This is a genomic window from Sulfitobacter sp. KMM 9851, assembly GCF_057178245.1.
Genome location: NZ_CM169991.1, coordinates 2959745 through 2978941, shown reverse-complemented (window position 1 = coordinate 2978941; position 19197 = coordinate 2959745). Strand labels below are relative to the sequence as shown.

Annotated in this window: 20 protein-coding genes; 10 read left to right on the top strand and 10 right to left on the bottom strand. The window is 59.6% G+C overall.

Features of this window, described 5'->3' with window-relative positions; genetic code table 11:
- Nucleotides 1-69: 69 nt before the first annotated feature.
- The 3 genes from AC1965_RS14760 to gloB form a co-directional block, all read right to left on the bottom strand.
- Complete coding sequence (locus AC1965_RS14760) at nucleotides 70-1035, bottom strand: M23 family metallopeptidase (protein WP_483884606.1); 966 nt, start codon at nucleotides 1033-1035, stop codon at nucleotides 70-72.
- A complete protein-coding gene (clpA, locus tag AC1965_RS14755; RefSeq protein ID WP_483884605.1) occupies nucleotides 1032-3353 on the bottom strand; it encodes an ATP-dependent Clp protease ATP-binding subunit ClpA in 2322 nt (773 codons plus the stop codon). Before clpA ends, AC1965_RS14760 begins: the two co-directional genes overlap by 4 nt.
- A gap of 176 nt (nucleotides 3354-3529) precedes the next feature.
- Entirely contained in the window at nucleotides 3530-4297 is a 768-nt protein-coding gene (gene gloB, locus AC1965_RS14750; protein WP_483884604.1) for a hydroxyacylglutathione hydrolase, read from the bottom strand.
- A 65-nt stretch (nucleotides 4298-4362) separates the two neighbouring features.
- Between gloB and AC1965_RS14745 the strand changes: the two genes are divergently transcribed.
- The 7 genes from AC1965_RS14745 to AC1965_RS14715 all read left to right on the top strand — a co-directional run bounded on the left by AC1965_RS14745 (nucleotide 4363) and on the right by AC1965_RS14715 (nucleotide 10743).
- Nucleotides 4363-5109, top strand: coding sequence for a class I SAM-dependent methyltransferase (locus AC1965_RS14745; protein ID WP_483884603.1), 747 nt, complete (start codon nucleotides 4363-4365; stop codon nucleotides 5107-5109).
- 280 nt (nucleotides 5110-5389) lie between these two features.
- Nucleotides 5390-5950 (top strand): F0F1 ATP synthase subunit delta, encoded by a 561-nt coding sequence (locus AC1965_RS14740; protein WP_483884602.1) that lies wholly within the window; start codon nucleotides 5390-5392, stop codon nucleotides 5948-5950.
- Nucleotides 5951-7489, top strand: a complete 1539-nt coding sequence (atpA, locus tag AC1965_RS14735) for a F0F1 ATP synthase subunit alpha (protein ID WP_483884601.1) — start codon at nucleotides 5951-5953, stop codon at nucleotides 7487-7489. It abuts the gene before it with no gap.
- 14 nt (nucleotides 7490-7503) lie between these two features.
- Complete coding sequence (locus tag AC1965_RS14730) at nucleotides 7504-8385, top strand: F0F1 ATP synthase subunit gamma (RefSeq protein ID WP_483884600.1); 882 nt, start codon at nucleotides 7504-7506, stop codon at nucleotides 8383-8385.
- Nucleotides 8386-8404: 19 nt separating this feature from the next.
- A complete protein-coding gene (atpD, locus tag AC1965_RS14725; RefSeq protein WP_483884599.1) occupies nucleotides 8405-9829 on the top strand; it encodes a F0F1 ATP synthase subunit beta in 1425 nt (474 codons plus the stop codon).
- Nucleotides 9830-9841: 12 nt separating this feature from the next.
- The gene (locus tag AC1965_RS14720) at nucleotides 9842-10279 is read left to right on the top strand and encodes a F0F1 ATP synthase subunit epsilon (RefSeq protein ID WP_483884598.1); all 438 of its coding nucleotides are present in this window, start codon (nucleotides 9842-9844) and stop codon (nucleotides 10277-10279) included.
- Between the two features lie 113 nt (nucleotides 10280-10392).
- Nucleotides 10393-10743 (top strand): H-type lectin domain-containing protein, encoded by a 351-nt coding sequence (locus AC1965_RS14715; protein ID WP_483884597.1) that lies wholly within the window; start codon nucleotides 10393-10395, stop codon nucleotides 10741-10743.
- 96 nt (nucleotides 10744-10839) lie between these two features.
- Here the strand turns inward: AC1965_RS14715 and AC1965_RS14710 are convergent, their stop codons facing one another.
- Entirely contained in the window at nucleotides 10840-11859 is a 1020-nt protein-coding gene (locus tag AC1965_RS14710; RefSeq protein ID WP_483884596.1) for a ribose-phosphate pyrophosphokinase, read from the bottom strand.
- Nucleotides 11860-11961: 102 nt separating this feature from the next.
- Here AC1965_RS14710 and AC1965_RS14705 point away from each other — a divergent pair, with 102 nt between their 5' ends.
- Both AC1965_RS14705 and AC1965_RS14700 read left to right on the top strand, forming a co-directional pair.
- Nucleotides 11962-12558 carry a DsbA family protein gene (locus AC1965_RS14705; RefSeq protein WP_483884595.1) on the top strand — a complete coding sequence of 199 codons (597 nt, stop codon included), beginning with the start codon at nucleotides 11962-11964 and terminating at the stop codon, nucleotides 12556-12558.
- A complete protein-coding gene (locus AC1965_RS14700; protein ID WP_483884594.1) occupies nucleotides 12555-13370 on the top strand; it encodes an alpha/beta fold hydrolase in 816 nt (271 codons plus the stop codon). The genes AC1965_RS14705 and AC1965_RS14700 overlap by 4 nt, the downstream gene beginning before the upstream one ends.
- Here AC1965_RS14700 and AC1965_RS14695 read toward each other — a convergent pair.
- The 6 genes from AC1965_RS14695 to AC1965_RS14670 all read right to left on the bottom strand — a co-directional run bounded on the left by AC1965_RS14695 (nucleotide 13330) and on the right by AC1965_RS14670 (nucleotide 18226).
- Nucleotides 13330-14364 (bottom strand): threonine aldolase family protein, encoded by a 1035-nt coding sequence (locus AC1965_RS14695; protein WP_483884593.1) that lies wholly within the window; start codon nucleotides 14362-14364, stop codon nucleotides 13330-13332. The genes AC1965_RS14700 and AC1965_RS14695 overlap by 41 nt on opposite strands.
- The gene (locus AC1965_RS14690) at nucleotides 14364-14834 is read right to left on the bottom strand and encodes a YcgN family cysteine cluster protein (protein WP_483884592.1); all 471 of its coding nucleotides are present in this window, start codon (nucleotides 14832-14834) and stop codon (nucleotides 14364-14366) included. The genes AC1965_RS14695 and AC1965_RS14690 overlap by 1 nt, the downstream gene beginning before the upstream one ends.
- Nucleotides 14831-15763 (bottom strand): bifunctional riboflavin kinase/FAD synthetase, encoded by a 933-nt coding sequence (locus AC1965_RS14685; RefSeq protein WP_483884591.1) that lies wholly within the window; start codon nucleotides 15761-15763, stop codon nucleotides 14831-14833. Before AC1965_RS14685 ends, AC1965_RS14690 begins: the two co-directional genes overlap by 4 nt.
- A gap of 71 nt (nucleotides 15764-15834) precedes the next feature.
- Complete coding sequence (locus tag AC1965_RS14680) at nucleotides 15835-16278, bottom strand: MaoC family dehydratase (protein ID WP_483884590.1); 444 nt, start codon at nucleotides 16276-16278, stop codon at nucleotides 15835-15837.
- A gap of 97 nt (nucleotides 16279-16375) precedes the next feature.
- Entirely contained in the window at nucleotides 16376-17248 is an 873-nt protein-coding gene (locus AC1965_RS14675) for a TIGR01459 family HAD-type hydrolase (RefSeq protein WP_483884589.1), read from the bottom strand.
- Nucleotides 17249-17305: 57 nt separating this feature from the next.
- Nucleotides 17306-18226, bottom strand: coding sequence for a manganese-dependent inorganic pyrophosphatase (locus AC1965_RS14670; RefSeq protein WP_483884588.1), 921 nt, complete (start codon nucleotides 18224-18226; stop codon nucleotides 17306-17308).
- A 167-nt stretch (nucleotides 18227-18393) separates the two neighbouring features.
- On the opposite strand from AC1965_RS14670, the gene AC1965_RS14665 reads away from it, so the two are divergent.
- A complete protein-coding gene (locus AC1965_RS14665; RefSeq protein ID WP_483884587.1) occupies nucleotides 18394-19074 on the top strand; it encodes a DUF2161 domain-containing phosphodiesterase in 681 nt (226 codons plus the stop codon).
- Nucleotides 19075-19197 lie beyond the last annotated feature (123 nt).

The following is a 19197-nucleotide window of genomic DNA, read 5'->3' as shown; positions in this document are numbered from 1 at the left end:
GGTGCGGCAGCGGTGGCACTTCGTGCACCATGCGCCTCCGGCGGAGGGTATTTTCGGTCCGAAAAAGGCTTAAGGAGTGTTCACCGTCATTGTGGCGGATTTTTCGTCGATGACGGTTGCGCCGCGCATCAAGGTGACGGTGCCGTTATAGTTTCCGGCAGGCCAGAGCGCGGCATTGCGTTTTTTTCCGATGGCGCGAAAGGACTGTGCCTGCGGCTTGTCCAGTCGGACGTCTTTTGAGATCGTCACGCCATCCGGGCCGGTAAGAACGAGCCGCAACATATCCCCGGCTAAAGTTCCGTAGCTGTATCCATAGATCACCAGGGCAGGGGCGGTGGGGGGCAGGCTGCTGCTGTTCGCTGTACCCGCCTTGATCGCGGCGTAGTCAGGAATTTGATCGGAAAATCCAAGGTTGATAAGGCCGCCTGGCTGATATGCAGGGGGCGTTTTCCATAGGGTGCTGTCACCGGGGGCACTGCATGTGATTGTGCCGTCGGGATCAAACGGGTCGACCGGTGTGCCATCATGGCGGACCGACAGGTGCAGGTGCGGAAAGGCCGCGAGCCCGGATTGGCCAACCTGCCCCAGCGGGGTGCCGGGCGCGACCGCATCGCCGCTGGTGACGATGATCGACCCGTTTTTGAGGTGGCAATACTGCGTCTCCCATCCGTTGCCGTGGTCGATCAGCACGCCGTTGCCGCATTCTCGGTTCGTGATCTCTTGGGTGTCGGGGTCAGCATCCGCCATACCGTCTCGCGCGCCTTTGACCGTTCCTGCTGCGGCGGCAAAGACAGTCACGCCCGCCTGCATGGCGGCAAGGCTGGGCAGGGCGAAATCGGTCCCTTTGTGACCATCATAGCTGAGGGCTGCGCAGGTATAGTCACGCACACCGGGGCCCGCATCGCGGTCCATATATTGTTGGATATGGCAGGTGTCACCCAGGGTGCAATCAACGGGCAGGTCTAATTGCAAACCCTCCGCCAGCGCGGGGCTGGCGAAGGGCAGGATCAGGGCCAGCGTGGCCCGGTAGATCATTCCGCTGTAAGCAGCGGGGGTTTGTCGCCGGAAAGACGCTTGTTCTCAAGGCCAAGTACCTCGATCGTCAGCTCGCCCTTCTTGGCACCGACCTTGACCACACCACCCTTGGCGAGTTTGCCAAAGAGTAATTCCTCCGCGAGAGGTTTCTTGATGTGCTCTTGGATCACGCGGCCCAGTGGACGCGCGCCCATCTTGTCGTCATAGCCCTTGTCGGCCAGCCACTCGGCGGCTTTTTTGCTGAGTTCGATGGTCACGTTGCGGTCCATCAGCTGCGCTTCAAGCTGGAGCACGAACTTTTCGACCACTTGCAGGATCACCGATTTTGGTAGCGGCGCAAAGCTGATCACCGCGTCAAGACGGTTGCGGAATTCCGGTGTGAAGGTCCGTTCAATCGCTGCGGTGTCTTCACCTGTGCGACGGTCACGGCCAAATCCGATGGCTTCCTTGGCCTGCTCGGCGGCACCGGCGTTGGAGGTCATGATCAGCACGACGTTGCGGAAATCAACGGTACGCCCGTTGTGATCCGTCAGCTTGCCGTGATCCATCACCTGCAGCAGGATGTTATAGACGTCAGGGTGCGCCTTTTCCATTTCGTCAAGCAGCAGCACGCAGTGCGGGTGCTGATCGACGCCATCGGTCAACATGCCGCCTTGGTCAAAGCCGACATAGCCCGGAGGTGCACCGATCAGGCGCGATACGGCGTGTTTCTCCATGTATTCCGACATATCGAAGCGCAGCAATTCCACACCCAGCGTATCGGCCAGCTGTTTGGCGACCTCAGTTTTACCCACACCAGTTGGCCCGGCAAACAGGTAGTTGCCGATGGGCTTTTCAGGTTCGCGCAGTCCGGCGCGCGCCAGTTTGATGGCAGACGACAGCGCCTCGATCGCGTTGTCCTGACCAAACACAACCCGCTTGAGAGAGTTTTCAAGGTCCTTGAGTACCACCACATCGTCTTTGGAGACGTTTTTCGGCGGAATGCGGGCGATCTTGGCCACCACGGCCTCAACCTCTTTGGTGCCGATGGTCTTGCGGCGTTTGGAGGCGGCAACCAGATGTTGGGCGGCGCCTGCTTCGTCGATGACGTCAATTGCCGAGTCAGGCAGCTTGCGGTCATTGATATAGCGGTGCGCCAGCTCCACGGAGGTCTTGATCGCGTCGGCGGTGTATTTGACGCTGTGATGCTCTTCGAAATAGGGCTTCAGGCCGCGCAGGATCTTGGTTGCATCCTCGACCGAGGGTTCATTCACATCGACTTTCTGAAAACGGCGTGCAAGCGCGCGGTCCTTTTCAAAGTGCTGACGGAACTCTTTGTAGGTGGTGGAGCCCATGGTGCGCAGCTTGCCGCCCTGCAATGCAGGTTTCAGCAGGTTGGACGCATCCATCGCGCCGCCGGACGTGGCACCGGCACCAATCACGGTGTGGATCTCGTCAATGAACAGAACCGCGTCCTTGTGAGCCTCAAGTTCGGTCACGACGGCCTTGAGCCGTTCCTCGAAGTCACCGCGATAGCGCGTACCTGCGAGCAATGCGCCCATGTCGAGCGAATAGATCGTGGTCTTGGCCAGCACTTCGGGCGTTTCGCCTGCGACGATCTTGCGTGCAAGACCCTCGGCAATGGCGGTTTTGCCGACACCGGGGTCGCCCACCAGCAGGGGGTTGTTCTTGCGGCGGCGGCAGAGCACTTGAATGCAGCGCTCAACCTCGGCCTCGCGGCCGATCAGCGGGTCGATATCGCCCTCGCGGGATTTGGCGTTCAAGTCCACGCAGTATTTCGCCAGCGCGGATTCCTTTTTCTCGCCCTCGGTCACGCCTTGTGGTTCGTCTTCGTGTTCGGGTGCGCCGGCAACCGGACGGGCCTCGCCAAAGGCGGGGTCCTTGGCGACACCGTGGGCGATGTAGTTGACCGCGTCGTAGCGGGTCATATCCTGTTCTTGCAGGAAATAGGCGGCGTTTGATTCACGTTCGGCAAAGATCGCGACCAGAACATTGGCCCCGGTCACTTCGGTGCGGCCGGACGATTGCACATGGATCGCAGCGCGTTGAATCACGCGCTGGAAAGCGGCCGTTGGCACGGCTTCGGAACCGTCAACATCGGTGACCAGATTGCTGAGGTCGTCGTCCACAAATTCAACCAGCGTATCGCGCAGATCAGAGACGTCGACCGAACAGGCTTTCATCACCTGAACCGCGTCAGGCTCATCAAGCAGCGCCAACAACAGGTGTTCCAGCGTGGCGAATTCGTGGCGGCGGGCATTGGCCAGCGCAAGGGCTGCGTGGATTGCCTGCTCTAGTGTAGTCGAGAATGAAGGCACGGGCGTGCTCCTTTTCGATCGGGGTCGGTAAAGCGCTGAGATGTTTCAGGGCCTCGGTCCGACCATGGCCTCATAGTATTAGAGTTTGGTTGATCATGGCGCATCTTCAAGAGATTTCTTGCAAATTTCGGTCACTTTTGCCGTGAGCGAGGATTTTTAGCCATGATTGCAGGCGGTCAGAATGAATCCTTACGCTTGCGGATTTCGGTAAACACTTCTGTGTCGGTGGCGTCTGGCATCCCCAATGTGGCGCGGATGGCCGGGTCGGCGGCGCGCAGAAAGGGATTGGTCTGAAGTTCCAGTGAAAGTTGCGACGGGACGGTGGGCTGGCCCGCGGCGCGGGCTGTTTCGATGTCCTTGGACCTTGATATAAGTGCCGCATTGTCGGGATCAACTGTCAGAGCGAATTTTGCGTTCGCGGCGGTGTATTCGTGGCCGGAACACAGCGTGGTATCAGACGGCAGCGCCATCAGCTTTTGCAAGCTTTCCCACATCTGTTCTGGTGTGCCCTCAAACAGACGGCCGCAGCCCAATGCCATCAGGCTGTCGGCGGTAAAGGCGGCCTTGGCCGCGGGCACGTGAAAAGCGATGTGGCCGACGGTGTGGCCCGGTACTTCGATTACCTCGGCCTCCAGCGCGCCGAGGTCGATCATGTCGCCGCCGTCGACCTTGCGGTCAAGCTCGGGCAGGCGGGCGCTGTCGGCCTTGGCTCCGATAACGCGTGCCGGAAAGGCGGCCAGCACCTCGGCCAGCCCCTGCACATGGTCGGGATGGTGGTGGGTCAGCCAGACCTGGCTCAGCTCCCATTCGCGCGTTTTGAGTTCGGCAATAATCGGCGCCGCCTCGGGCACGTCGACCAGCGCCACCTTGCCGCTGTCGTGGTCGCGCAGCAGATAGGCGTAATTGTCGGACAGGCAGGGAATGGTGACCAGATCGAAACTCATGGTGGCGTACCTCAACTCAGTTGTTATGGTTGGGGTCAGAGTGACATCCACCGGGGCGGGCTGCAATGCATCTTGATGTGCAAGACTTGCGCAATTTCTATTATCGAAGTGCATTGGGCCGTGCGGCGCAGAAATCAATGCGCACCCGGATGCTGGAGCTTTGGCCTGAAGCCAAGGGGCAGACGGTGGTCGGATTTGGCTTTGCCGCGCCCCTGTTGCGGCCCTATCTGGCGCATGCACGGCGCGTCATGACGTTGATGCCGGGGCCGCAGGGCGTGATGCCTTGGCCCGCAGGTATGCCTAACACATCCGTCTTGACCGAAGAAACCTTATGGCCTGTCGAAACCGGACATGTCGACAAGCTGGTGCTGCTACATGGTTTGGAAACCTCTGAATGTCCCGGTGAGCTGCTGGAAGAATGTTGGCGCGTGCTGGGCCCGGGGGGACGGGCGTTGTTCATCGTGCCGAACCGGGCGGGCATGTGGGCGCGGCGGGACCGCACGCCGTTCGGCTATGGCCGCCCTTATTCACCGGGCCAGTTGGAAACCCAGCTGCGCAAACATCAGTTTCTGCCCGAACGGCACCTTGGCGCGCTCTATCAGTTTCCGTCGCAGCAACGGGTGTGGATGAAATCAGCGGGTCTTTTTGAACGGGTGGGGCGCCACGTTCCCACTATGATGGCCGGCGGGGCATTCATGGTCGAAGCCACCAAACTGGTCTACCCGCCCAAAGGCCGCGCCGCGCGCACGGCGTCGCGCCGTGCGATCAGCGTACTGGAGGGCATAACAGAGCCGGTGGCAAAGCCGGTGTAGGTTATTCTTGTTCCGCATGAGGATGGGTAAGATTCGCCCATTCACGTGACCGAGGCTACAGGATGCAATTTTTTTTCGGGTCAAACCGCCGCACCCCGCTGATCGTGTTGAAATAATGGCTCTGGCGGGAACCATTACCTCACTATACTGTGTTGCGGGACGGGGGGCTGTCTGCTACATCGCCCCTGATTTAGACGTCTTGGGTAACTTCAAGCCGCGCCAACTGCTGGTGACGCGACATGTTTCGCATATCCGGCGCTTTTTGAACGAGAGGATGGACGTGTCCGAACCAGCTTCCATTTCGACCGGCATCGCGACCCGCTATGCGACCGCCGTTTATGAACTGGCCAAGGAGGCCAACAAGGTCAAAGCCGTTGAGGGTGACCTTGATGCGCTGCGATCTGCGCTGGATGACAGCGACGATTTCCGCAGCCTGATCCATTCGCCGATCTATACGCGCGATGAACAGGCAGGGGCCATCGACGCCCTCGCCAAAAAGATGTCACTCACGCCGATGATGACGCATACGCTGGCGCTTATGGCGCAAAAGCGGCGTCTGTTCGTTCTGCCGCAACTTGTTGCCGCACTGCGCGAGATCATCGCCGTTGATAAGGGCGAGATCACGGCAGACGTGGTTTCGGCCAAGGCCCTGACGAAAACGCAGGCCGACAAGCTGACCAAGTCGCTGAACGCGACCACAGGTAAGACCGTAACACTTCATGCGACCGTTGATGAAAGCCTCATCGGCGGTCTTGTTGTCAAAGTGGGCTCGAAAATGATCGACACGTCGATTCGTTCCAAGCTCAATTCCCTCCAGAATGTAATGAAAGAGGTCGGATAAATGGGTATCCAAGCAGCAGAAATTTCTGCGATCCTTAAGGACCAGATCAAGAATTTCGGTCAAGAGACAGAAGTAGCCGAAGTTGGCCGCGTTCTGTCTGTCGGTGATGGTATCGCCCGCGTTTATGGTCTGGACAATGTTCAGGCCGGCGAAATGGTCGAATTCCCCGGTGGTATTCAGGGTATGGCCCTGAACCTCGAAGCCGATAACGTCGGTGTCGTGATCTTTGGTTCTGACCGGGACATCAAAGAAGGCGATATCGTCAAGCGCACGAATTCCATTGTGGACGTGCCAATCGGTGACGCACTGCTGGGCCGTGTTGTAGACGGTCTGGGCAACCCGATCGACGGCAAAGGCCCTATCGCAACAACCGCGCGCGGCGTTGCTGATGTAAAAGCCCCCGGCATTATCCCACGCAAATCGGTGCACGAGCCGATGGCAACCGGCCTGAAATCGGTCGATGCGATGATCCCAATCGGCCGTGGCCAGCGCGAGCTGATCATTGGTGACCGTCAGACCGGTAAAACGGCTGTTGCCCTCGACGCGATGCTGAACCAGGCGCAGGTTAACGCCGCAGCCGGCGACGACGAGAGCAAGAAGATGTACTGCGTGTACGTCGCGATCGGTCAGAAACGCTCCACCGTGGCGCAGCTTGTCAAAAAGCTCGAAGAAACCGGTGCGATTGAATATTCCATCGTTGTGGCCGCAACAGCGTCCGAGCCTGCACCTATGCAGTTCCTCGCGCCCTATTCCGCGACCGCGATGGCAGAGCACTTCCGCGACAATGGTCGTCACGCCCTGATCATCTATGACGACCTTTCCAAGCAGGCCGTGTCCTACCGTCAGATGTCGCTGCTGCTGCGCCGCCCACCGGGCCGCGAAGCCTATCCTGGCGACGTTTTCTATCTGCACTCGCGTCTGCTTGAGCGTTCCGCCAAGCTGGGCGATGCGGCTGGCAATGGTTCTCTGACCGCGCTGCCAATCATCGAAACCCAAGGTGGTGACGTTTCGGCGTTTATTCCGACCAACGTGATCTCGATCACTGATGGTCAGATCTTCCTTGAAACCGAATTGTTCTATCAAGGCATCCGCCCTGCTGTGAACACCGGTCTGTCGGTGTCTCGCGTTGGCTCCTCTGCCCAGACCAAGGCGATGTCCTCGGTGGCTGGCCCTGTGAAGCTGTCGCTGGCTCAGTACCGCGAAATGGCGGCCTTTGCGCAGTTTGGTTCCGATCTGGATGCCGCGACCCAGCAGTTGCTGAACCGTGGTGCGCGCCTGACCGAACTGATGAAGCAGCCACAGTATTCGCCGCTGACCAACTCTGAGATCGTCTGCGTGATCTACGCCGGTACACACGGCTATCTCGACAAAGTTGCCGTAAAAGAAGTGGGCCGTTTTGAGGCGGGCCTTCTGGCGCACCTGCGGTCCAAGCACGACGATCTGTTGAAAGACATCACCAACAACGACCGTAAGGTCAAAGATGAGTTGGAAGAGAAAATCAAAGCCGCCATCGACGGTTTTGCCGCTGACTTCGCTTAAGGAGAGATAAGCCAATGGCCAATCTCAAGGACCTTAAAAACAGGATCTCGTCGGTCAAATCGACCCGCAAGATCACAAAGGCCATGCAAATGGTTGCCGCGGCGAAACTTCGCCGCGCGCAGGAGGCTGCCGAGGCTTCGCGTCCCTATACAGAACGGTTCAACGCCGTGATGGCAGGGCTCGCGGCCAGCGTTGGCGGTTCCGACAGCGCACCCAAACTGCTGAGCGGTACGGGTCAGGACAAAGTGCATCTGCTGGTCGTGCTGACCGCAGAACGCGGTCTGTGTGGCGGTTTCAACAGCAACATCGCAAAGCTGGCGAAAGCCCATGCGCGCGATCTGCTGGCCAAAGGTAAGGACGTGAAAATCCTCACCGTTGGCAAGAAAGGCCGCGACCAGCTGCGCCGCGACTTTGGTCAGCTGCTGGTGGGTCACGTTGATCTGAGCGACGTAAAACGCTTGGGATATGGGGATGCGCAAGGCATTGCCAAAGATATCCTGAACCGTTTCGACGGCGGTGAGTTTGACGTGGCAACGATTTTCTATGCGAAATTCGTCAATGTGGTCATGCAGACCCCGACGGCGCAGCAGATCATCCCCGCCAAGTTCGACGCTGACGAAACGGCGACAGACGGTGCGTCCACCCTGTTTGACTATGAACCCAGCGAAGAGGCCGTGTTGGCCGATCTGCTGCCGCGCGGTGTTGCTACGGCAATCTTCTCGGCGTTGCTGGAAAACGGGGCGTCTGAACAGGGCGCACGGATGTCGGCGATGGACAACGCCACACGCAACGCGGGCGAGATGATCGACAAGCTGACCATCCAATACAACCGCTCGCGTCAGGCTGTCATCACCAACGAGCTGATCGAAATCATTTCCGGCGCGGAAGCGCTGTAAGACAAATCGGAGAAACGACATGGCAAATGCAGTCGGCAAAATTACACAGGTCATCGGCGCTGTCGTTGACGTGCAGTTCGAGGATGATCTGCCACAGATCCTCAACGCACTGACAACGGACAACCAAGGCAAAAAACTGGTTCTGGAAGTGGCGCAGCACCTCGGTGAAAACACCGTTCGTGCCATCGCGATGGACGCCACCGAAGGTCTTGTGCGCGGCCAGTCCGTGACAGACACAGGCGACCAGGTCCGCGTGCCCGTCGGCACCGCGACACTGGGTCGTATCATGAACGTGACTGGTGATCCGGTTGACGAAAAAGGTCCGGTAAACTCTGACGCGACCCGTGCGATCCACGGCGATGCACCCGAGTTCGCTGAGCAGTCGACCGAAACCGAAATCCTGGTAACAGGTATCAAGGTGATCGACCTTCTGGCCCCTTATACCAAGGGTGGTAAAATTGGTCTGTTCGGCGGTGCCGGCGTGGGCAAAACCGTTTTGATCATGGAACTGATCAACAACATCGCCAAAGTGCACTCGGGCCTGTCCGTGTTTGCGGGTGTGGGCGAGCGTACACGCGAAGGTAACGATCTTTACCACGAGATGATCGAGTCCGGCGTTATCGTGCCCGATGATCTGGAAAAATCCAAAATTGCGCTGGTCTACGGTCAGATGAACGAGCCTCCAGGTGCGCGTATGCGGATTGCTCTGTCCGGTCTGACATTGGCCGAACAGTTCCGCGATGAATCCGGGTCGGACGTTCTGTTCTTCGTGGACAACATCTTCCGCTTCACACAGGCCGGTTCCGAAGTGTCCGCTCTGTTGGGCCGTATTCCTTCCGCTGTGGGCTATCAGCCAACACTGGCCACCGACATGGGTGTGATGCAGGAACGGATTGCCTCGACCAAATCCGGTTCGATCACATCGGTTCAGGCCGTGTACGTACCTGCGGATGACCTTACCGACCCTGCGCCTGCGACATCCTTTGCCCACCTCGACGCGACCACCGTTCTGGACCGTGCGATTTCGGAAAAAGGCATCTATCCTGCGGTTGACCCGCTGGGCTCCACCTCGCGTCTGCTTGACCCGCTGATCATCGGCGACGAGCACTACAAAGTCGCGACAGACGTGCAGCAGGTGCTTCAGCGCTACAAGTCTTTGCAGGATATCATTGCCATTCTCGGCATGGATGAACTTAGCGAAGAAGACAAACTGGCCGTGGCCCGTGCGCGCAAGATCGAGCGTTTCCTGAGCCAGCCTTTCGACGTGGCCAAGGTCTTTACCGGATCCGACGGTGTTCAGGTGCCGCTGGAAGAAACAATCGCGTCGTTCAAGGCTGTGGTTGCCGGTGAGTATGACCACCTTCCCGAAGGTGCCTTCTATATGGTTGGCGGCATCGAAGACGTGAAAGCGAAAGCTGAGAAAATGGCGGCAGACGCCGCTTAAGGAGCGCTGACTATGGCAGACACAATGCAATTCGACCTCGTTTCGCCGGAACGGCGGCTGGCATCGTTGCAGGTGACGGCCGTGCAGATTCCGGGCAGTGATGGGGACATGACGGTTATGGCCGACCATGCCCCCACCATCACCACCCTGCGCCCCGGTATGCTGCGCATTGAGGGCCCAGAGGGCACGGCGGAATATGTCGTGACCGGTGGCTTCGCCGAGATCAGCAGCGCCGGTGTGTCGGTTCTGGCAGAACGCGCCGTGACACGCGGCGCCATGACGCAGGATCAGCTCGATAGCATGATGACAGAGGCCGAAGGCTTTTATGCCAAGGCCAAGGAAAACGCTGCGAACGAGCCGGGTCCGGTTGACGACGCTGCCAAACTGCTGGCCGATATGGTTGCAGTTGGGGACGAGATCGGACTTTCGTCCAAACAGCCGAACCTTTGAACGGTTGAAAATTGAATGGAAAGCCCCGCTATGGCGGGGCTTTTTGCTTTAATGCCGCCTGCTACTGCGGCATTATCTTCAGGGTTAAGAACAGGGCGGGCTCTGGCAAGACTATGAAAAAACTGCGCAATCATACGGTCGGCGTCGACAGTGGCGACGTTGTTCTTTTTTCTGACTACGAAGACGGCGGCGAAATGTGGACTGGCCGTGGCCAGCGCGAGCGGCGTCGGCGGATCAAGTTTTCTGAAAAGTTCTTTTCCGATCCGACGGTGCAGTTGTCGCTGTCACTGTGGGATGTGGACAGCTCGACGGTCATGCGCGCGGATCTGAGCGCAGAGGCGGTCACGAAATCGGGTTTCGACATGGTGTTTCGCACTTGGGGCGATACCCGCGTTGCACGGGTGCGCATTGCCTGGACCGCGATAGGTGAAATGTCGGACGAAGATGACTGGGATGTGATCTGATCGGACCGCTGGCGCGGTCCGATATGGGGGACGCTGTCCCCCAAACCCTCTGAGGGTATTTTTGGTCCAAAAAGTCAGGTAGGGCAGGGCGCGGCGTTATCCTGCGGTGTACATGCCGTCGTAAATGGGGCCCAGGGTCTCTGCCTCGAACAGCGATGATACCGATGTACCGTTCCAAATGTTCAGGATCGCTTGGGCGAACATCGGCGCCGTGGGCACGATCCGGATGTTGGGCGCTTTTTTCACAGCAGCAGTTGGTGCGATGCTGTCGGTGATCACCAGCGATTTCATCACAGAATTGGTCACACGTTCCACTGCCGGGCCGGACATTACGCCGTGGGTGATATAGGAATGCACTTCCTTGGCACCATTTTCCAACAGGACTTCAGCAGCCTTGCACAGCGTACCCGCAGTGTCGCAGATATCGTCCACGATCAGACAGGTCTTGCCCTTGACGTCGCCGATGACGGTCATCTCTGCGATCTCGCCGGGCTTTTCGCGGCGTTTGTCGACGATAGCCAGCGGCGAGTTGATCCGTTTGGCCAATTCGCGCGCGCGCGCCACACCGCCGACGTCGGGCGAGACGATCATCAGCTCATCCATTCGGTCTTTGAAGGCGTCCTTGATATCAAGCGCGAAGACAGGCGAAGCATAAAGGTTGTCCACGGGGATGTCGAAAAAACCCTGAATCTGCGCGGCGTGCAAATCCATGGTCAGCACGCGTTCAATGCCAGTGCCGACCAACATGTTTGCGACCAGTTTGGCAGTGATAGGGGTGCGCGCCTTGGTGCGGCGGTCCTGGCGGGCATAGCCGAAATAGGGCAGCACGGCCGTGACCCGCGCAGCAGAAGACCGGCGCAGCGCATCGGCCATGATCAGGAGTTCCATTAGGTTGTCATTGGCAGGGTTCGACGTGGACTGGATGATAAACATATCCTCGCCGCGGACGTTTTCGAACACTTCGACAAAGATCTCGCCGTCGTTGAACCGCTCGACCCGCGCCTCTACCAGTCCGACGTTAACGCCGCGATGCAGCGACATGCGCCGTGCAATGGCTTTGGCAAGTGGCATATTGGCATTGCCTGAGATCAACTTTGGTTCAGAGGTGCGTGGCATAGGGGCTCCGGGGCAGCGGGACATGACAGAATCGTGACGTTGACACCGCTTAGCATGGGCGTACGGTCGGGCAAAGCAGCACTGCCCTTCACGGAGAGCCAAATGTCCCAGATCGACTATTTTTTCGCGACCCTGTCCCCTTATTGTTACCTTGCCGGTCAACGCCTCGAAGAAGTGGCGGCAAAACATGGTGCCACGATAAACTACAAGCCGTTCGACATCGTCGCGGCCTTTGGTCGGACGGGCGGGACGCCACCCAAGGACCGCCACCCCAGCCGGATGGAGTACCGCGCGCAGGATCTGCTGCGCCAGGCAAAGAAGCTGGGAATGGAATTCAATCTCAAACCCGCGCATTGGCCTACCAACGGCGCACCGGCAGCCTATGCCTTTATCGCGGCGCAGCACGCGGGTGGCGGTGACCTGGGGAAGCTGGCGCATGCTATCACCCGCTGTGTCTGGGCCAAGGAACAGGACATCGCGCAGGATGATGTTGTGCGCGCCTGTTTGACCGAGGCCGGGTTTGACCCGTCGCTTGCCGACAGCGGTCTGTTGCGAGGGGCAGAGACCTATGCCGCAAACCTGGAAGAAGCAGTTGAACGCGGCGTGTTTGGCGCGCCATTTTACTTCGTTGGGGATCAGCGGTTCTGGGGGCAAGATCGGATCGGCGAGGTCGACGCCCACCTCGCGGGGACCCTGTGAGCGACGGCAAAGCGGGGCGGTCGTTCGGCCACGGCCCGCGTCGGGCGCTGGCGATTCATTGTTCGCTGGCCCACGCCGGGGCGTGGCGCGGGGTCGGCGAGGCGCTGGCGGATGAACTGACGCTGCTGGCGGTCGATCTGCCGATGCATGGCCGCAACCTGGATCTGTCGGGGCAGGGCGACATACCGGCGCAGGCGACGGAACTTGCGCTGGCGCAGCTGTCCGAACCGATGGATATCATCGGCCACTCGTTCGGCGCCGCCATCGCACTGCGACTGGCCGTTGAACACCCCGATCTGGTGCGCAGTGTCACGCTGATCGAACCAGTGTACTTTGCGGCTGCTGCGCTGGACAACCCCGCGGGGGTGGCGAACTACGAAGCGCAGAATGCTCCGTTCGAGGCCGCCTTGGCAGCGGGGGACATGATGCAGGCCGCCCGCCTGTTCAACCGCGCTTGGGGCGATGGCACGAAATGGGATCAGATACCGGAGCCGACGCGCCAGTACATGGCCGACCGCATCCACTTTGTGCCGGCTTCCACGGCGTTTATCGGACATGACAGTGCCGGGTTGCTGCGCGCGGGCATGTTCGAGCGCGCCGCGATGCCAGCACTGCTGATCGAAGGCAGTGCATCGCCCGACATGACAGATGCGATCAATACCTCGCTGATGCGGCGGCTGCCGAATGCGCAGCGCGTGGTGATCGAAGGGGCCGGGCACATGGTGCCACTGACCCACCCGGCTGCGGTGGCCGGGGCGATCCACACGTTCCTTAGAAATGTGCCAGAAAGCTGTCAATCTGTTCGCGGCTGATCGACCAGTCGCAAACCATCCGTGCGCCGACCATCTCATCATCCGGCCCGTCCAGCGTGCCATCCCACAGGTAGTACCGCGCGCCTGCGGTGTGTAGTTTGCGGTGGATCGCGCGGGGGAAGCGGGCAAAGACCATGTTGGCCTGTGGTTCATGCAGGAATTCTGCGCCGACCCCGCGCAGCCCATCGGCTAGGTAGGCGGCATTGGCATTGGCTGCCTGCGCGGTTGCCAGCCACAGGTCGTCGGTTAGATAGGCCGCCATCTGCGCCGACAAGAAGCGGTGTTTTGAAAACAGATGCGCCCCGCGTTTACGGCGCAATTGAAATTCCCAGGCCTTTGACGGATCAAAGAACACCACCGCTTCGACGCCCATGCAGCCGTTTTTGGTGCCACCAAAGCTGACGACATCAACGCCGGATTTCCACGTCATGTCAGCCGCGGAGCAGCCCAGCTTTGCCACCGCATTGGCAAAGCGCGCACCGTCCATATGAACGGGCAGGTCATGCGCCTTGGCCACTGCCGTCAGGGCGCGCAATTCGTCCAGGGTATAGACGCCGCCGCGCTCTGTGACTTGAGTGATCGAGACGGGTCCGCGCTGCGGTGAGTGCACGTCGCCCAAGCCGCGGTGCTCGATCGCATTTGCAAGCGCGTTGGGGGTCATCTTGTCATCGGTGTCGACCAGCGAAAGTTTGGCCGCCCCGCTGTAGAATTCCGGAGCGTTGCATTCGTCTTCCTCGATATGGGCCACGCGGGCACAAAAGATCGTTTGCCACGGCTGACAATAGCACGACAGCGCCAGCGCGTTGGCCGCGGTGCCGGTGGCCACCAGAAAAACCTCGGCCTGGGGCGCCTCGAACGTCTGGCGGATTTGATCGCGCACCTCGTCCATGATCGCGTCCTTGCCATAGGGCATCGCGTAATCGGCATTTGCCGATGTGATCCGTTCCATGATCTTGGGGTGGACGGGGCCTGCGTTGTCAGAGGCGAAAAACATCAGGTGGGCTCCTCAATAATATGATCTTCCCATTCCTCGAACGGGGTGTCGAATTCGGATACGGTGCCAAAGCGTACACTGACGCCGGCGTCATGCACGCTTTGGGCGGTCCCGGTGATCAGGGGGTGCCAGTCGGGCAGTGGCTTGTCTTCCCACAGCAGACGGTAGGCGCAGGTCTGCGGCATCCAATAGGCGTGGGTATCCAAGTTGTCAGGGCGCAGAACGATGCAGTCGGGCACGAACTGATGGCGGTTTTCGTAGTGCACGCAGCGGCAGGTGGAATCGTCTAGCAGGCGGCAAGCAACGCGGGTCAGCGCGACTTCGCCGCTGTCCTCGTCCTCGAGCTTGTTCAGGCAGCATTTGCCGCAGCCATCACAAAGCGCCTCCCATTCGGGTTGTGACAGATTGGTCAGCTTTTTCTTTTCCCAGAACCGCGGGGCCAGGCCGTTGCGGGCAATCGGATCGCTCATAGTGCCGCCAGAATTCGGCGAGCTTGCGCGCAATCGGCATCCATCTGGGTAATCAGCGCGTCCAGCCCGTCGAATTTTTCTTCGCCGCGCAGATAATCGACCAGCGCGATCGACAGCGGGGCGCCATAAAGGTCACCTTTGAAATCAAAGAGATAGGTCTCAAGGTTGGCGCGGTTTTGGCCGAACATCGGGCGCACGCCTAAGCTGGCTGCGCCGTGATAGCTGCCCCTGTGGGGGCCTTCCAGCACGTCGATCAGCACGGCATAAACACCAAAGGCCGGCGGGTGCAGCCCGTCGATAGACATGTTTGCTGTGGGAAAGCCCAATTCGCGCCCGCGCTGTTCGCCGCTGATCACCGGGCCTTCGATGCGATGCCAGTGGCCCAGCATTGCGGCGGCTTCGCGCGGGGCGGCGTTGGTCAACGCCTGGCGGATCGCGGTAGAGGAAACAGTGAGATCCGCCTGCGCCATCAAGGGCGCGATGGTGACGCCAAAGCCGTACTGCGCACCAAATCGCACCAGATCACCGGCGCTACCTGCCCGGTTCTTGCCAAAGCAGAAGTCGGCGCCCACAACCACATGCGACAGGCCCAAGCCAACATGAAGGACATCGCGGGCAAATTCCTCGGGGCTGAGCGCGGCCAGGATGCCGTTAAAGGGCAGTTCATACAGCCGCTCGACCCCAAGTTTTTCCAGACGGTGCGCGCGGGCGTCTCGGCCCATCAGGCGAAAGGGCGGGGCGTCGGGGGCAAAGTATTCGCGCGGGTGCGGTTCGAATGTGACGACGCCAAGCGGTGCATCGGGATCGGCGCGCTGTGCCAGTTCGATGACAGACCGATGCCCCAGGTGCACGCCATCAAAATTGCCGATCGCGGCGGTAGCGCCGCGATCTGGGGCGTCAACAAACTGATGATCGCGGATAATACGCATATGCCTTGCCTAGCCGCGCGGCGCAGCGAGAGCAAGCCACAGGCGGGGGCGGTGCGATGAAAACTTGCGCCTCAGTCGAACTTGCGCGAGGGGGCGAGCACCGTTGCCTCGCCGACAAGGACGTTTTTGCCGTCAACCGCGCAGTGGCAATCCATTTTCACCCGGCGCTTGGACATGTCGATGTCAGTCACCTTGACCTCGGCATAGACCATATCGCCCGGGCGCACAGGGGCGAGAAACTTTAGCGACTGACCCAAATAAACTGTGCCATGGCCGGGCAATTGTTCCCCAATCACCGCTGAAATCAGGCCAGCGGTCAGCATGCCGTGCGCGATGCGCCCTTCAAAAATGGTGTCGCGGGCATAGTCGTCGTCCAGATGCACCGGATTGTGGTCGGTCGAAATTTTCGCGAACATCTCGATATCTTCATCGGTGACGACCTTACGCAGATGCCTGGACATGCCGATTTCGATGTCTTCAATACAGATTGTTCCGCGCGGCAGATTGTCCAACATAACGATTCCCTAAGTAACAAAATGACACCATGATCATCCGTTTGGTAACTTTGTTACTTTGCAAGTGCAGAAAAATCAAACAAAAAAGCCGCACGTATTAACGCAGGAATCCGATGGAGTAGGTCGGGACTGCGCTTTCGCGGGTCAGGTAGGCGTCAAGCGCTGCCGCATCCGGCTGGGTCTCGGTCTTGGTTTCGGCTGCGGCAAGGCCACCGGTGATGAACAGCGAATCGATGTTTTCGCCCATGGCACCTGCGATGTCGGTTTGAACACCGTCGCCGATGGCCAGAATGCGATCGTCCGGGATGGCGCGGCCCAAAGCCGTCAACCGCCGCCGGGCAAGATCGTAGATCGGGGAATGTGGTTTGCCGAAATACAGGCTTTCACCGCCAAGCTTGGTATAAAGAGCGGCCAGCGCACCGGCGCACCATTCGCGCACCTCGCCCCGGTCGACCACAATATCAGGATTGGCACAGAGCAGTTTCAGCCCGCGCGCAATCGCACGCTCGAACTGCGGTGTCATGTCGGCGGGATCGGCCATCGGGTCGGACGGGCCGGTGCAGACGATGCCTTCGGCCTCATCCTGCGGCACTGGTCTGATCTCAACGGGGTTTTCCAGCAAGGCCATCGGTTCAAAGAACTTACGCTCGGTCGGTTGGCCGATAAACCACACATTTTCACCCACTGTGCCACGGAACATGGCTGACCGCGCGGAATCACCCGAGGTGGCAATGGTATCCCAGGCATCCTGAGGTACGCCGAATTGCACCAGCTGCTTTTCCACACCCGCGCGGGGGCGGGGGGAGTTGGTGACCAGCACAACCTTGCCACTCGTCTTGCGATAGGCCTGCAAGGCGGCCACGGCATCGGGCAGGGCCGCCACGCCGTTGTGAACGCAGCCCCAAAGGTCGACAAACAACGCGTCGTATTGGCTGGAAACCTCTGAAAGGGTGGTGATGATCCGGGTCATGGGCGTGCCTTGCTGGGGGTATGAAAAAGGCGGGCACCGGGCCCGCCTTATGTCGCGTTACATTTTCAGGTTCGGGATGATCTGCTTTTTGCGGCTCATCACGCCGGGCAGGACCACGGTATCGCCGCTGACAGTCGCGCCAAAACTTTGCTCGGCAATATGTTTGACCATATCGTTGGGCACCAGCAGCGTGGCCTCTTCGTTCAGGATGTCGACGATGAACAGCAACACCTGCGCGGCACCGTCTTCTTCGGCAACGCCGGGCATCGCGGCCATCAGGGCATCCTTGCGCGCCAGCAAAGGCGCAGGGGATGTGGTTTCAAGAACGGAAACCCGCAATCCGGTGCCATTAAGATCAAATTCCTTGCTGTCCATGCGCAGCAGTTCCGCTTCGGAGAACGACGAAACGTCGGATTTCGCAGCAAACATTTCAGCGGCAAAACTTGTAATATCTACACCCAGATCCTCGGCCAGCGCCTTGGCCACCCTGCGGTCGGTGTCGGTCGTAGTGGGGCTGCGGAATTCCAGTGTATCGGACAGAATGCACGACAGCGCTGCCCCTTTCACGCCGCGGGGGGCCTTTGTCCAATCATCGCCGATCATCTGGTACATGATGGTTGCGGTGCAGGCGAGCGGCTGAATGTTGATCTCGATCGGGCCGCGGGTTTCAAGACCGGCCACCAGACGATGGTGGTCAATGATCCCTGTGATGTCTGCGGCGTTGATATTGGCAGGCAATTCAGCCGGGTTGTTGGTGTCAACAATCACGACGGGCGTGTCGGCGGCCAGATCGGTCAGAATCTCGGGCTTGTCGAGGTTCCAGTGGTTCAGCACGAACAGCGCTTCGGTGTTGGGTTCACCCAGCAGAACAGGTTTGGCAGGGGTGCCTTTGATTTCGTTCAGATACCACGCCCAAATGATCGGGCTACCGGTGCTGTCTGTGTCGGGGGATTTATGGCCAAAAACAAGCGTCGTCATGGGGGGGATTCCTGTATTCAATCAGATGGATTTGCGCGCCTTATAACAGGTTCACGCGCCGTGTCACCACACCCGCGCTGCGCTGCGGCATCGCTAACCGTGACACCCCCCATGCCTACATAAAAAGCGGGTTTGATCGTCGTCGCATTGTGGGGCAGGTTGGCCGCATGAGCAAACCACGCGAAACGGACCTGTATCCCGCCATCAAATCCTTTCTGGAAGGGCAGGGTTACGTCGTCAAAGCAGAGGTCGGGGCGGCAGATGTCGTGGCGCTGCGCGGAGGCGAGCCGCCTGTGGTGGTGGAGTTGAAGTTGGGGTTTTCGCTTGCGCTTTTTCATCAATGTGTGGCCCGACTGGCCGTATCAGAAGACGTCTACATGGCGGTGTCGCGCCAGCCGGGGAAACGTTTCGCCAAGGCGCTGAAGGATAATGTGGCACTGGCGCGTCGGCTGGGTTTGGGGCTGATCACCGTGCGGCTTAGCGATGCCTTGGTCGAGGTGCATTGCGATCCGGGGCCTTATAGCCCGCGCAAATCCTCGAAACGCCAAGCCCGCCTGCTGAGAGAATTTGCCCGGCGGCAGGGTGATCCGAATGATGGCGGACAGACGCGCGCCGGGCTGATCACCGCATACCGGCAGGATGCGTTGAAATTGGCGGTCTATCTTTTTGAGGCCGGGGCCTGCAAGGGCGCTGATGTCGCACGCGAAACTGGCGTCGCGGCGGCAACCCGCATGATGCGTGACGATCACTATGGTTGGTTTGAAAAAGTTGACAAAGGGGTCTATGGCCTGACCCCGGCAGGCGCGGGTGCGGTGGCCACTGCGGCACGGGTGCTGGGCACAGGCTGAACCGCGCCGACACCGCGAAATTTTTTCAGATGATCTTGTTGACTCAGAGCGATGCGCTGCATAGCTATGCGTCGTTATCACTCGGACACGATGAGTGCTAACGGCTGCACCCCTCGACCGGAG